This is a genomic window from Ensifer sp. EB106-03-01-XG145 (assembly GCF_058792075.1).
The window spans coordinates 282,632-296,665 of record NZ_JBYTEC010000008.1 but is presented as its reverse complement, the minus strand read 5'-3'; the positions used below and the strand labels follow the sequence as shown (position 1 = coordinate 296,665).

13 protein-coding genes are annotated in these 14,034 nt (G+C 62.9%); 5 read left to right on the top strand and 8 right to left on the bottom strand.

The features are described 5' to 3' along the window. Positions 1-75 precede the first annotated feature (75 nt). Positions 76-426 carry a hypothetical protein gene (locus AC3WWH_RS20665; RefSeq protein WP_162752600.1) on the bottom strand — a complete coding sequence of 117 codons (351 nt, stop codon included), beginning with the start codon at positions 424-426 and terminating at the stop codon, positions 76-78. Here AC3WWH_RS20665 and AC3WWH_RS20660 point away from each other — a divergent pair. Both AC3WWH_RS20660 and AC3WWH_RS20655 read left to right on the top strand, forming a co-directional pair. Continuing rightward, positions 362-877, top strand: coding sequence for a BA14K family protein (locus AC3WWH_RS20660; RefSeq protein WP_093232491.1), 516 nt, complete (start codon positions 362-364; stop codon positions 875-877). The genes AC3WWH_RS20665 and AC3WWH_RS20660 overlap by 65 nt on opposite strands. Before the next feature lie 82 nt (positions 878-959). Further along, complete coding sequence (locus AC3WWH_RS20655; RefSeq protein ID WP_197417323.1) at positions 960-1,358, top strand: helix-turn-helix domain-containing protein; 399 nt, start codon at positions 960-962, stop codon at positions 1,356-1,358. A 455-nt stretch (positions 1,359-1,813) separates the two neighbouring features. Here the strand turns inward: AC3WWH_RS20655 and AC3WWH_RS20650 are convergent, their stop codons facing one another. Next, positions 1,814-2,020 carry a hypothetical protein gene (locus tag AC3WWH_RS20650; protein WP_156433087.1) on the bottom strand — a complete coding sequence of 69 codons (207 nt, stop codon included), beginning with the start codon at positions 2,018-2,020 and terminating at the stop codon, positions 1,814-1,816. Positions 2,021-2,236: 216 nt separating this feature from the next. Between AC3WWH_RS20650 and AC3WWH_RS20645 the strand changes: the two genes are divergently transcribed. Both AC3WWH_RS20645 and AC3WWH_RS20640 read left to right on the top strand, forming a co-directional pair. Continuing rightward, entirely contained in the window at positions 2,237-3,550 is a 1,314-nt protein-coding gene (locus AC3WWH_RS20645) for an MFS transporter (protein ID WP_058322273.1), read from the top strand. 661 nt (positions 3,551-4,211) lie between these two features. Further along, positions 4,212-5,795 (top strand): Na+/H+ antiporter, encoded by a 1,584-nt coding sequence (locus tag AC3WWH_RS20640; protein ID WP_113399361.1) that lies wholly within the window; start codon positions 4,212-4,214, stop codon positions 5,793-5,795. A 59-nt stretch (positions 5,796-5,854) separates the two neighbouring features. Here AC3WWH_RS20640 and AC3WWH_RS20635 read toward each other — a convergent pair whose 3' ends face one another. From AC3WWH_RS20635 to AC3WWH_RS20625, 3 genes are all read right to left on the bottom strand, one after another. After that, positions 5,855-6,121, bottom strand: a complete 267-nt coding sequence (locus tag AC3WWH_RS20635; RefSeq protein ID WP_057255194.1) for a DUF2277 domain-containing protein — start codon at positions 6,119-6,121, stop codon at positions 5,855-5,857. 121 nt (positions 6,122-6,242) lie between these two features. Continuing rightward, positions 6,243-7,562, bottom strand: coding sequence for a DUF2778 domain-containing protein (locus tag AC3WWH_RS20630; protein ID WP_492377216.1), 1,320 nt, complete (start codon positions 7,560-7,562; stop codon positions 6,243-6,245). Between the two features lie 216 nt (positions 7,563-7,778). Then, complete coding sequence (locus AC3WWH_RS20625; RefSeq protein ID WP_058322275.1) at positions 7,779-8,708, bottom strand: LysR family transcriptional regulator; 930 nt, start codon at positions 8,706-8,708, stop codon at positions 7,779-7,781. A 97-nt stretch (positions 8,709-8,805) separates the two neighbouring features. Between AC3WWH_RS20625 and AC3WWH_RS20620 the strand changes: the two genes are divergently transcribed. Next, positions 8,806-9,555, top strand: coding sequence for a sulfite exporter TauE/SafE family protein (locus tag AC3WWH_RS20620; protein ID WP_492377215.1), 750 nt, complete (start codon positions 8,806-8,808; stop codon positions 9,553-9,555). 115 nt (positions 9,556-9,670) lie between these two features. Here the strand turns inward: AC3WWH_RS20620 and AC3WWH_RS20615 are convergent, their stop codons facing one another. The 3 genes from AC3WWH_RS20615 to AC3WWH_RS20605 all read right to left on the bottom strand — a co-directional run bounded on the left by AC3WWH_RS20615 (position 9,671) and on the right by AC3WWH_RS20605 (position 13,984). Then, on the bottom strand, positions 9,671-11,527 hold the full coding sequence (locus AC3WWH_RS20615) for an adenylate/guanylate cyclase domain-containing protein (protein ID WP_492377214.1): 1,857 nt from the start codon (positions 11,525-11,527) through the stop codon (positions 9,671-9,673). Between the two features lie 230 nt (positions 11,528-11,757). Next, complete coding sequence (locus AC3WWH_RS20610; RefSeq protein ID WP_492377213.1) at positions 11,758-12,942, bottom strand: glycoside hydrolase family 5 protein; 1,185 nt, start codon at positions 12,940-12,942, stop codon at positions 11,758-11,760. Positions 12,943-13,093: 151 nt separating this feature from the next. Then, positions 13,094-13,984: a LysR family transcriptional regulator gene (locus tag AC3WWH_RS20605; protein ID WP_058322279.1), complete on the bottom strand. Its 891-nt coding sequence runs from the start codon at positions 13,982-13,984 to the stop codon at positions 13,094-13,096. Positions 13,985-14,034 lie beyond the last annotated feature (50 nt).

The following is a 14,034-nucleotide window of genomic DNA, read 5'->3' as shown; positions in this document are numbered from 1 at the left end:
GGGCGTCGGTGCCCGGTCTTGGCCGGTCTGGGGTGAACTGGTTTGGTGAGAACAGGTGTAGCCGACCGGGTTGTGCTACTGAATTGCAATAATAATTTCGATTGAATTGCGTAAAATGAAATAATTGGTGATGGCTTGCGGGTTTGTGTATCCGCCACGGTCAAGGGCGGCAGCCGACCGGGCGTGGAGATGCCGGCGACCCGATCCATCGTGGGCGGCCAAGCGGATGCCGCGTGCGGTTGTTCGAAAGAGGCGCATCGGGTGCGCGCCATACCCGGCGCCGCGCACCGTCAAAACGCAGTGCTTCTGCGCCCTTTCCGATGTATACTTCAGGACAAGCGGGGAAAATGGAGGAAAGCCAATGAACAGGCTAACGATCATTGCCTTGTCCATGGCGTCGGCGCTGACCAGCGTTTCGCCAGCCATGGCATTTCCCACAGCAGCGGACGTCCCGAAGATCGAGACGACGCAAGCGCAACTGGTTCAGTACAGACGATACGGTGGCGGTTATCGCGGCGGTTATCGCGGTGGTTACCGCGGTGGTTACGGTGGCGGTTACCATCACGGGCACGGTGGCGGCGACGATTGGGCCTGGGCGCTCGGCGGACTGGCCGTCGGTACGATCATCGGTGGCGCGCTGGCGCAGCCCTATTATGGCTCGGGCTACTACGATCAGGGCTATTATAACCAAGGCTATTACGGCGGCCCGACCTACTATCGACCGCGTTATTATGCGCCACGCTATTACCGGCAGACCTATTATGGCGGCAACGCGCATACGAGCTGGTGCTATGCCCGCTACCGGTCCTACAGGGCTTACGACGACACGTTCCAGCCCTATCACGGTCCGCGGCAGATTTGCATCTCGCCCTACTGACGGGTCCTAGGCCTTCGAGAGAAGGCCAACACTTGACGAACATAGGCCTATACCCTAAATCTACACCAAACGTCAGGTTTAGGTGAGTGCCATTTCGTCCCTCATGCAGATCGGAGAACTGTCGGAACGTGCAGGCGTCAGCCACCGCACGATCCACTATTACGAGCGCCTCGGGCTGGTGACACCGGCCGAGCGCGAGGGCACGGGTTATCGCTACTACGACGAAGTTGCCGTCAAACGGCTGGAAAAGATCGCCGCACTCAAGCGCCTCGGCCTGAGCCTCGACGAAGTCGCCGCGGTTATCGACCTCTATTTCGAGGATGCAAGCGGCATCAAGGGCAAGGAAAGGGTACTGGAAATCCTGCAGGCTCAGCTCGTCAACGCCAATGCCCAGCTTGATGAACTCTCAGCATTCAAACGCGACCTGGAATCCAACATTACCCGCATGCAAGAGCTGATCGCGCAAGCGAGGCGGACCTAGAGCAGGGCCGGCGAGGATAATTGCGTCCGAAATCTACACTTGACGTAAAGTTACATATTGCCTCACCCGATCTCTAAGCCAACCGAAGGAGTTTTGACATGCCTCGTATACATCCCCTCATTGCGCTCGCTGCTCTGGGTCTCGTCTTCTCGCCAACCACGGCCAGCATTGCCTGCGCGACGCGGCGCCCGATCTCCTGCCGGTGCTGAAGATCAGCTGGATCGAACCCCATGACGAGCCGCTACGGGTCGCCCGCAATAGGCGCACGGAAGACCTGACCCTGACAGGCATGAAGGTCAAGATGCGGTCGGCGCGGACCGCAAGGTCATGGTGTCTGAGCGCGACATCAGCTGGATCACATTCCCGGGCCATCGCGGCACGGAGAAGTGGCTTCACGACTCGTGGCTCGTCGAAAACGGACACAACGTTGACCGAAGCTGACCGTCGTCCTCCAATCAGCGGGGAGCACCTGCCGGCAGGGCGTTCCTGATCCGGCTGCTGCTCAACAGTCCGGCTGCCTGAACCAGAGGGTAGCCGGCGGCGGCGATATCGGAGTTGATCCAGTGCAGGTCGCGAACGAGGTCGATAAAGAGCGTGTTGTCTTTCGCATCGGCCCGCCGCTTCGATGCGCTCGCGACCAAGATGCCGGCTGACGACCTCATCCTCCAGTTAAGAGCGCGAAACCGGTCTCTGATGACGATCTTTCCGTGTGTGATGTCCGCGCGGATACAACTTCGGTTTTTTTCGAAAGATTCTTTGCAAGGCGGCGCAAACCGTCTTTGTCGCGGTCCAGCCGATCCGATGCCGCTTCGGGGGCCGCTGTTCAAGTTCGATCTGCCGACGTAGTGTCCGCGCATTGATTTCTAAGGCAGGACGGAATGACGACGATCACGATGAACGAAGCGCTCGACCGCGCCGGCACGGGACCCTATCAATACCGCTTGATTGGCATCTTCGGCTTGGTCTGGGCGGCTGATGCCATGCAGGTTCTTGCCGTTGGTTTCACGGCAGCCTCCATCGCCGCGACGTTCGGCCTGACGGTTCCGCAGGCACTCCAGACCGGTACCCTGTTCTTTCTCGGCATGCTGATCGGAGCGGTTGGTTTTGGTCGGCTTGCCGATCGGATTGGTCGCCGGCGGGTGCTGATCGTCACCGTGGCCTGCGATGCCATCTTCGGCATGCTGTCGATCTTCGCACCCAGCTTTGGCGTCCTTTTGCTCCTGCGTTTCCTCACGGGTGCTGCAGTCGGAGGTACCCTGCCGGTCGACTATGCCATGATGTCGGAGTTCCTGCCTGCCCGAAGCCGCGGTCGCTGGCTCGTCATGCTCGAGGGGTTCTGGGCCGTCGGAACGCTGATCGTGGCGGTGGCGGCATGGCTCGTTGCGCTCGCGGAACTCACGGACGCATGGCGCTACATTTTCGCGGTCACGGCCATCCCGGCGGTGCTCGGCCTCGGACTGCGCTTCCTCGTTCCGGAATCGCCGCTCTATCTGCTTCGCGCGGGCAAGGCTGCCGAGGCAAAAGCCATCGTCAACCGGATGCTCGTCGCCAATCGTCACCCTCAGCTCGAAACGACCGTATCGATCGCGCTTCCTGCGGCCTCACCGAGCGCCGGCATCTTCTCTGGGGATCTGCGCCGCCGCAGTCTTCTGATCTTGGCCGTGTGGTTCCTCGTTTCCGTGTCCTACTACGGCGTCTTCACCTGGATGCCGCCGCGGCTCGCGGGAGAGGGCTTCGGCTTCGTCCGCGGTTATGGTTTTCTCGTTCTCATCGCTTTGGCGCAAATCCCAGGCTATGCGCTCGCCGCCTATGGCGTCGAGACATGGGGACGCCGGCCGACGCTGGTCGGCTTTTGTCTTCTCTCCGCCTTGAGCTGCCTGCTTTTCGTCGTGGCAGATGGGGCGACGATCATCGCAGCGTCACTGCTCATCATGAGTTTTGCGCTGCTCGGCACCTGGGGCGCGCTCTATGCCTACACGCCCGAGCTCTATCCGACGGAGTCGCGGGCAACCGGAATGGGCGCGGCGGGCGGCATGGCGCGCCTCGGCGGTCTGCTCGCCCCTTCCTTGATCGGCATTCTGGTGGTCCAGAGCTTCGGGCTTGCAATCGGCACCTTTGCCGGTTTGTTGCTGGTGGCTGCGATAGCGGCCTGCCTGATCGATGCGGAAACCCGTCTTGCGTCGCTTGCGTGAGGGTCCGCGGACGAACGCGTCCATCGCCCCGGTGAAAAGGGCACTAATCACAGAGGTGAGGAAATGACAGATCTACCAAGGTGTTGCGGCAAGATCGGCCTGTGCACAACCGGTGGATAGAATGCGGACAACTCGGGTAGCGATGACGCCGGGCTTTCTGATCGAGAAAACCGCTCTAGCATGCACATGCGGCCGATCCCACGGTCGCTAGTGTAGCAGCTATATCATCGGGACCGGTGCATGGCGCCGGTCCCGATCCTCTATCCAGAGCTTTTTCGGCCGCAGGCGCCGTTCCGCCATCTTTTGCAACACGCTGCGCTGACCGGGTGCGGGTGAGGGCCCCCGCTTGGGCCTGCTCGTGTGCGGTGCACGCATAGCTGCATTGCACAATAATTGTTTTCCAGATGGTCAAAAATCAGGCATAAAGCACACAGCTGATGCACATGGCGGTTCTCCTCCCAATACCGCCGCAGCAGCTGTTCCCCTCTGGAGGTTTATTGACCTTCACACCTTATGGGCCGCGGTCTTCCGTCGGCCCTTTTTTCTTTTCTGGCCGCGCCTCTTTTCTCGGCTCAAACCGCGCAGCTGAGCCGCCGCCCCAATTGCGTTTCGGCAAAGCGCGTTCTGTAATGCCCTCGTCCTGGAGGGGGAGGCAGAGCGCGTGGAACCGACACATTTGTTCGAGCTGGTGATTGGCATGTTTGTGGCGATCATCGCGCTGCACTATGTCGCCGACAGGTTCGGGTTACCGCCTTCCGTCGCACTGCTGGCCGGCGGCGCACTGCTCGCCTTCGTGCCGGGCCTGCCGACGATCGCGGTGGATCCCGATCTGGTGCTCGTCATTTTCCTGCCGCCGCTGCTGCTCGACGGCGCATGGACGATCGCCGTCGGCCGGCTGCGCCGGCATCTGATCGGCATCGCCTCGCTGGCGATCGGCGCGGTGTTCTTCACTTGTGCCGTGGTCGCCGTGGTCACGCATCTGCTTTTCCCCTCGCTCCCCTGGGCCGCCTGCGCGGCGCTTGGGGCGATTGTGTCGCCGCCCGACGCGGTCTCGGCCCGTGCCGTGCTGCAGCGTGTGCGGCTGCCTCGGCGGCTGCAAATACTGCTCGAGGGGGAAAGCCTGCTCAACGACGCGAGCGGCCTAGTGCTCTTTCGTTTCGCGATTGCCGCCGGCGTCACCGGGGCCTTCAGCGCGAGCGAGGCGGTCGGCAGCTTTTTCGTGCTGGCCATCGGCGGCGCCCTTGTCGGTACCGCCATCGGCACGGCCTGGGTCCTGCTTGCGCGCCGTCTTGGCGACGAATACCTTATCATCGCGGCCACGGCCCTGCTTTCCTGGACCTCCTACCTGCTCGGCGAGTTCCTGCATGTTTCAGGCGTCATTGCCACGGTCACCACCGGCCTGATCGCAAGCTGGCACCAGCACACCGTGCTCACGGCGGCCACGCGCATGCGCGGCTCGTCGTTCTGGACCGTCATCGTCTTCCTGATGGAGGCCGCCGTCTTCATTCTGATCGGCCTGTCGCTTCGCGGCGTCGTCGAGCGCGGAGGCGGTTTCGATGTCGTGGCCGCCACCATGTGGTGGCCAGTCCTTGCAATTCTCGTCGCGCTTTCCATGGCGCGCTTTGCCTGGGTGTTTGGGTCGGATTTCGTCATCCGCCTCGGAAATGCCCTTGGGATGGAGCGCTATCCGCCGCTTGGCGCGCGCGCAGCAACGGTGGTCTCCTGGGCCGGCGTCCGTGGCGTGGTCACGCTGGCCCTGGCCCTCAGCATACCGGAGGGCTTCCCGGGTCGCGACTTCATCCTGGTGACGTCCTTTGCCGTCATCCTGGGGACCGTACTCGTCCAGGGCACCACGCTCGGGCGGGTGATCGCATGGGCGGGGCTCGTCGAGCCGCCATCGGAAAAGGCGCGCCTCAGCATGAGCCAGGCCGAGGCGGCCATGGCGCAGGCGCAACTCGTGACCATTCAGAGCCACGCCTATGATGACGGAGGCACCCTCATCCATCCGCAACTGCTCGACAGGTATCAGCGCCGGGCGGTGTCGATCGTCGATTATGCCGAGCGCACGGAGCACTACACGCCCATTCTTCATGCCCATTTCGACGTCGTGCTCGAAGCGGTCGCAACCGGACGGCGCGAACTCATCCGGCTTCATCGCGCCGGCGAGATCGACGACGAGACGCTGCACGAATTGGAGCGAGACCTCGACCTTGAAGAATTGAGTGCGCTCGCCGCCAAGGCGTGAGGGGCGTTCCCAGCGGATAGGGAACAAAGCGCGTCGGCTATTGCCGACGCCGCTTTATCTCAGGCAAACCGGATCGCGTTTCTGGCGCGGGCCTTGGCCGCTTCTTCTTCGCGGTTGCGCGGCGGCTGTGATGTTTCGAGTGAATAGAGCAATTCCCGGGCGCAGGCCGCGATCGAATTGACGGCGTGTTCGAAGGCCGCCTCGTTGCGCTTGGCCGGTTTGGTCGTTCCGCTCAGTTTGCGCACGAACTGCAACGCGGCGTCATGGATCTCCGCATCCGTCGCCGGCGGCTCGAAATTGAACAGGGGTTTTATGTTGCGGCACATGACGGGCTCCCGGTCCTCTTCGTTCTCGCTCCTGTAGAGGCCCAGATCTTAGTGCTCGTTCCCCATTGGCGAAAGACCTTTGCCGTCTCTCTCCTGCAATCCGACTGTTCGGCGCCTCCTGTTAGGAGCTCTTGCCGTTCGATGCCAAGCGCATGCCGGCCGCGCGTCCGCCGCTCGGCACCACGACGATTTGCTTGACCTTGCCTTGTTTGAAGGCGGTCAGGAACCGCGGATAGTCGGCGAAGGCGACGCAGCCATGGGATTCCGCGCGCTTGCCGCGCAGCAGGTAGCTGTGGGTCAGGAAGCCGTCGCGGCCGTGTTTGTTCTTTCCGTCGATCGGCAGCATGCGGATCGCCTCGACCCCATGGAAGCGCGTCTCGCGCATCTTGAGATTGTAGGTGTGCGGCGGGGTCGGCCCCGTCATCTTGACATCCGCGTAGCGCGGATTGTCGGCCATCTTGCCGATGCCGGAATGGGCCTCGAGCACGCTGCCATCGGGCATGTAGACCTTGGCAGCGGTGATGTCGTAGACGGCGACGCCATTTCCTGCCTTCGCTCCGCTACCGAAGATGTTGCGCAGCGCCTGGCCGAAGCCGGTGCCGGAACTGTTCTCCGTCGGATCTTCCGGCCGGGCATAGGCGAGCTTCGGCTTTGCCGGCGTTTCGCGTTCGTCGGTCTTCCCGGTCTCTTCGGCCTTTGGCGCCGCCTCGGCTTCGGCCTGCTTGGCCGCAGGCTTCTCGGTTTCGGCAACAGGCTTCTGCACTTGTTCTGTGCGCGGGCGGAACTGCGGCATGGGAACGACAGACGGCGTGTCCTCATGGCTCGGCAGTGCGGCCGTGTCGTCAGCCGCGTCCGGTTCCGGCCGTTCGGCAAGATCGTCCTCGACAGGCGCGGTCAGCACGGCGGAAAACGCGCTGCCTTCTACATGGCTCTGAGAGGGGGTGGCATAGGCGAGCTGGACCGCCGGCTTGTCAGCGAAACCGCTGGTCATCGGGGCGAAGCGTTCCGACGCGGGCAGGCTCATCGTTGCGGCCTGGTGGCGAGATTGCGGAGAAGCGGAAGGGGCGGAATTGCTGGCGAGCTTTTCCGACGCCAATACCGCTTGTTTCACCGCCGCCGCCAGGCGCGCGCTCTTGCCGAGCATTTCGGCATCTTTCGGAAATTCAAGATCGCGCGCGAATCTCGCTTCGCTGGGCGTCAGGCTTGCGACCATGGCCGGCTGCGCCGCAGCGGCGGCGACGAGCCGCGTCGCCTGGTTGACCCTGGCGTGTTTGTCCCACGCGCGCTCTTTTGTCTTCTCGGCCAAATGGAGCTGCAGTTTGGGCAGCAGGCGGCCCGAACCATGCGCGAAGGAACTGTTCATCGCGACCATACCGACGAGCGACCACGCAGCCGCGCCGACAAGAGCGGTGCCGCAGCAAGTGATCAGCAATGGACGCAACAGACGATTCAAAGACCGTGGGCGAATGATCTTACTCAACGACGCAAATCAAGCCAGAAATTCACGCAAAAGGCCCTCAGGCCGGCGAGCGACCACCGCTGCGCGACTTCCGGATTGTCCCCTTCTTGACGACTGATGGACAAAAGATGGAGAAGTATGGTTAAATTTTGCTTTCCAAGCGGCGAAAATCAGCATTTTTTCGACGCTCGCCTCAAATCAGCGAGCGAGCCTGCTCGTAGAGGTGGCTAAGGCGCTTCCGGGCCGTCCCCTGCGTGCGAGATGCTCGAACAGGCTAAGCGCGGGCGGCGTCAATTGTCCGTCACTGCGGATGCACACCGACAGCCGCCGCACGGCCCATTTTTCCTGAAGGCGAATGACAGCGATCTGAGCGGGCCGGCGGCATCGGCGGGCCGCTTTTTCCGGCACGATGCCGACCCCCACACCAGCGCCGGCCATGCGGCAGATATCATCGAAGGTGCGCAGTTTCACGCGCAGCTTGAGCTTGGCGCCGACCTTGGCCGCCTGCCCCTCGATGTGATCCTGCAAGGCGCCGCCCGCCAGGCCGATGAAGCGTTCATCGAGAAGGTCGGCGAAGCGGACCTGCGTTCTCTCGACGATCGGATGGTCGTGCCGGGCCACCACGACGAGCCGGTCGGTTGCGAAGGGGTGCAGCACCAAGCCGTTTGTCTCCACCGCGTCCGAAAGAATGCCGATCTCGGCGAAGCCGGCAGCGACGCTCCTGGCAATCTCGATGCTTTGCCGCTCCTTCAGGTCGATATCGATCTGCGGGTTGGCTGCCATCCAGGCCGCGATCCGTTCAGGAATGAACTCGGTCATCGCTGCCGTGTTGGCGAGGACGCGAACGGTGGCGCGCATCCCCTTCGCATAGGCTCCCAGTTCAGTGCGCATCTGCACCGTCTGGCGGATGATCGTGCGCGCATGGTGGACGAGCGCCTCGCCCGCCTCCGTCGAAGTGACACCGCGTCGCCCCCGCGTGAGCAGGGTAACGTCGCCCGCCGCCTCCATGGCGCGCAGCCGTTCGCTTGCCGCCGGAAGGGAAAGCCCAGCCTCCAGCGCGCCATGGGTGATGCTGCCGGCATCCACGACGGCGAGAAACAGGCGAAGGTCATTGAGGTCGAAGGGCATTCAGCAAGGATAATCGACAAACAGCCTTCGGGCCAGCCGAAGTCTGGTATCGGGACTTCCGCATTGTCTATGCCGCCGAACCGGTTATGCCGGCCACATGTTCGATGCGTCGTTTTCTTTTCTGTTGGCCGTGGCCGCGACATTTTTCGTCGCCGGCCTCGTCAAGGGCGTGACCGGAATGGGCCTGCCGACCGTGGCGATGGGCGTGCTGGGTGCGCTCATTTCACCGGTCGCGGCGGCAAGTCTGCTGGTTGTTCCGTCCTTCGTGACCAACGTCTGGCAGCTTCTGGCGGGACCCGGCATCCTGTCGCTCGCGCGAAGGTTCTGGCCGATGATGCTGGCGATTGTCGCCGGAACGCTGCTCGGCTCCGCATGGCTGGTGAGTGGGGACACACGGCTGACCACCGCCGCGCTCGGGGCCGCGCTCGTCATCTATTCCGGCTACGCGCTGCTTGCGCGGCCGTTCCGCATTGCTGAGCGACAGGAACGGTGGCTCTCGCCGATTGTCGGAACGCTGACCGGCGTGGCGACCGGCTGCACCGGGGTCTTCGTCATTCCCGCCGTGCCCTATCTGCAGGCCCTCGGTCTTGCGAAAGACGACCTCGTGCAGGCGCTGGGGCTTTCCTTCACTGTTTCGACCATCGCATTGGCGGCCGGGCTTGGCGCCCAGGGTATCTTTCATGCTGAAACCCTTGCACTTTCCGTGATTGCGGTCGTGCCCGCGCTTCTCGGAATGTGGGTGGGGCAACGGTTGCGCGGCAGAGTGGGCGCGCAGGCGTTCCGCCGCGGTTTCCTGTTCTGCCTGTTCCTCTTGGGCGCGGAGATGGCTCTGAGACCCCTGTTTTGAAACCGAGGCATGGTTGACTTGCCAGGCCCCACGTCGTGTCGCTTATCCTGCCCCACTGCATGTTTCCTTTAATCGTAGCCGGTTAAAGGACAAAAACATGCAGCAATTCAAAGTGCTACAGCGACCTTTGCGCGTCTGATAAGACGCGCGGCGCTGTAGTCGGCAACCGGTAGATTTCGGTCTGTTCCGTCCGACCGGAAAGGCAGTGTTTGCCAAGCGGCGTGAGGTCGGAGCGGCCTTCGGTCAGGAAATCGACGGTATCGCCGCTCAGGAGAACGACGATCTCTTCGCTCGGCGCCACCGACTTGCCGAGCTGCTCGATGCGGTTGCAGACGTTCACCGCATCGCCGACGATCGTATAGGCGGACCGCCCGCTCATGCCGATATTGCCCGAGACGACCGGACCGGAATGGACGCCGATGCGCACCCTGAGGGGAGCTAGCCCCTGCCGGCGCCGGTCGGCATTGTCCTTAGCGACCGCAAGCGCAATGGCGCGGGCCGCGCGCATGGCGCGATCGGCATGATCCGGCTGGTCGTCCGGAGCACCCCAAAACGCCATCACGCAATCGCCGATGAACTTGTCGATCGTGCCGCCCTCGTCCTCGATGCATTGGCCGAGCAGATCGAAATGCCTGTTCAGGAGTGCGGCGACTTCGGCAGCCGTGGTCTTTTCGGCCGTGGCGGTGAAATCGACCACGTCGGTAAACATGATGGTCACCGTTCGCTGCGTCGAGACGAGATCTCCGCTTCCCAGCAGATGGCGCACCAGTTTCTTCGGCACGTAGGTTTCGAGCCAGCGCAGCCCGGTCAACATCGTATTGTAGGCGCGCGCCTGTTCGTTCAACTCCGTGAACAGGCTGCCGGGCAGGGGGTGAAGAGCCGCGAAGTCGAGCATGCCAACGGCACGGACCTCACGCGCCATGCTGGCGACCGGGCGAACGATCAGACGGCTGACGACCCATGCGATGACGATCGCCGCGAGAAGCACCACGAGACCGGCCACGCCGGCACGCAGCAGATCCGAAATCGGTTTCTCCAGGGATTCGATCGGCACCTCGACGCCGACGATAAGAGGAGCGGGTGCGTAGCCGCTGATCTCGCGGGTGAGAATGACACGACCCTTGTCCCCCACTTCCACGACACGAGCCTCCAGCGCCGAGTCGTGGAAGGTCTCGGGTTCCCCGTCCCACAATGCGGCAAGGAACGGATCGCCAAGTTCGCTAAGCTTCGGCAGTCGGTGCTCTGCGGACAGGAGCGGATGGCCCGATGCCATCATCGGATGGGCGAGCACTTGGTCGCGGCCGTAAAGGACGAAGGGCGTCGTCCCGGGATTCGAGACGGCGATCTGGCGCAGGAAGTCCGAAATGGCATCGACCGTGATCGTTGCCCTGAAGACGCCGGAAAACTGGTCGCCGGCGCTTGCCGGCTGCTGCAGGTTTGTGACCGACGTGCGTATCGCCGGATCTGGAACGAAGTAGACCGGCCCCCATTCGGCCTTGCCGCTACGGCGCGCCTCGTCGATCTCCGTACGCTCGTTGTCGGTCCTGATCGTGTCGGCGAAGGAAAAGACGCCCTTGGGGCCCTGGGTCACACCGAAGATTTCGCCATTTGGCTTGACGAAGGAGAGCACGCGCACCTGCGGGGTCGCCGCGAGCGCGCCGGTCATCACCCGCTCCAGGGCCAGCGTGTCGGTCGGATCGAGGCGCCCGGCCCCGACTTCCTTTGCCAGAAACGCCAGCTGGTCCTCAACCGGGGCGAACCGGCTGCCGATTTTCGTCTGGACGGCGTCGAGGCCAAGATGGGCCGATTGGGCGAGCAATTCGCGCGTAGCACCGGCCGACATGTACCAGACGACGGAGAGGATGACGGCGGCTGTCAGAGCCACCAGTGCCGCCATCACGATCGCCAGCGTGCGCGACAGGGAGATGGTTCGCTTTCGTGTGTCGGCGTCGGCCGCCCCGGTTGTCTGCAAGGACATGCCCCAAGTTGGAAACGGCGCCACATACGTCATGGCGCTCGTAAGGATGATAGTTCTTCTAACGATTCCTGCCCTTTTTCCAAACAGACCGGGGTCCGGTTGGATAGGCGAAGGCTGCCACGTGATGTGCATCGCAATCGAGCGCTTTTGTGACGCCGGCGCGGAAAGCAGTCACGCCTGACGGCCGGTACGCCCCGGTTCCGGGGCGTTGCGGCGGGACGCGATCACTCATCCTCGGCGAGCCGCCGGCTGATGGGTGCAAACTCCGGTGTCGACGTGCGCGGCGTCGTGTCGCGCTCATTGGCTTCCATCTGCTGCCAATATTTCCAGCCCACGGTCTTCGAGCCGAGCTCGTAGTCCATGCCATCCCAGGCATCTTCTCGGAAGCTGTAGAAAGCCCAGTGCAGATCGTCCTTGTCGAGCGCGGTCAACACGTCCTCGAGATAGGTCTTGCAGCCCGCCCAGCGCCGCATGCAGCCAAATTCGCCGGCGACGAGACGGCTGAGCGGCACGCCCTTGTCCTTGGCCCATTGTACAGGCTTTGCGAGATAAGCGGCCGCCCGCGCCCGGTCCCAGGTCTCTTCGCCTTCACCAAAGGGTACCTTGCCAGGATAGGCATAGGGCTTGTCGCGCTTGATGTTGGGCGCACTGGTCGCCGCATAGGGTTCGTACATGTGAAAGCTGTAGAGCACCTTCTGGTCCGTGAGCCCCGATGGCCAATAGGAGAAGGCGTCCGCTGCCGCATACCAGCCGGCATCCGCCATCACAGGCGTCGCCGGATCGACCTCGCGGATCGCGGCGATGACGGTCTCGTAGAAGGCTTTGAGATCCGAAGCGCTGCCTTGCTTGGCGTCGTACCAGGCCTGCATCGCCTGCGGATCGGCGTGCTCGGCAAGGCCATTGTTCTTTTCCGGTGCCGGTTCGTTGACGATGTTGTAGGCGGCGACCGCCGGGTGGTCCTTCAGTTCGCGCGCAAGATCCTGCCAGAAGCGCGCGGTCTCGTTCCACCAGGCCTTGTCCTGCCAGAGCCGGCCGTCGAACTTGTTGCCGTTGTTCTGGGCCCAGCGCATGCCCGGCAGTGACAGCGGCGCGATGACTACCTTGAGGCCCGCCTTGTCGGCGTCGTCGAGCGTCTGTCTGAGCGTCTTCAGATCGCCGGCAGGAATACCGTCGTATTTGTCCGCGTCGCCGATCAGGTAGTCGCGTTTTGCCGGTTTCCACTTGTCGTAGGAAAGGCGCACCCAGGTGGCGCCGTAGCCTGCCAGCGCCTTGAAATAGGTCTCGTCCGGCGGCAGCCGGTTGAAGCTGTTGCCGCCGTGCTGGGGCTTGTCCCAGAACGTCATGAGATCGGCTGCATTGGCCGACCCGGCGAGGCTGAATGCGAAGAGGGTGGCGGCAATCAGGCGCATGAATCGGTCCTTCGGGCTCTGGTTTAAGTGCCGCTAACCTACTGGCGGATCGCATCGCTGATGTTCCCCAGGGAACAGTGCCGGATTTTGTCGGCTTGCAACGGTTCGATCGAATGCCCGTCAAGCGGCGCGGCATGGGCGAGGCGCGTGATTACGGGCGGCTGAATGTTTCGGCGAGAAAATCAAGAAACGCCCGGATCTTTGGCGCGACGTGCTGCCGGGACGGATAGATGGCGTAGAGCGTGGTTTCGACCGTCTCCCAGTCGGAGAGTACGCGTTGCAGTCGACCGCTCTTCAGGTCGTCTTCGATATAGGGTCGGGGTATCAGGCTGACACCGAAGCCGGCACGCAACGCATCGCGAACCGCAAGGCTGGATGTCACCGAGTAGCGCGCCTTTACGACCACTTTCTCCGTTCGGCTGCCGTTGCGAAACTCCCATAAGTCCGCATGTCCCGAGAGACTGAAGCGGACACAGTTGTGCGATTTCAAGTCGGCCGGCTCCCGCGGTTCGCCATGGGCCTCGAAATAGGCAGGTGCCGCGCAGACGACGTGCGGCATTACCGCGAGTTTCCTGGCGATGAGGCTCGAATCTTCCAGCTTGTCGCTGCCGCGGATGGCGAGATCGAACCCCTCCCGGACGATATCGACGCGCCTGTCGTCGAGATGCAGGTCGAGCTTGAGGTCGGGGTAGCGGGACAGGAACTCGGGGATGACGGATGAAAGCCGCATCAGCGTCACGGTCATCGGCGCGGCGACGCGCAACGTCCCGCCAGGCGTCTGCCGCACGGGCGAGAGTGCCGCATCGGCATCCTTCAACGCATCCAGTCCGCGCACGACATGCTCGAGATAGAGTTTCCCCTCGTCCGTCAGCGCCATGCGTCGCGTGGTCCGGTTGATGAGCCGCGTGCCGACGCTGGCCTCGAGTTCGGCAACGTTCTTGCTGATCGCCGCCGGCGACAGGCCGAGTTTGCGCCCCGCCTCTGCGAAGCTGCCGAGTTCGGCCACATGGCGGAAGACCTGGAGGGCGGTGTAACGGTCCACGATAGTTTTCCAATGGTGAATAATGTGTTCTATAATGGCAATATTATCAA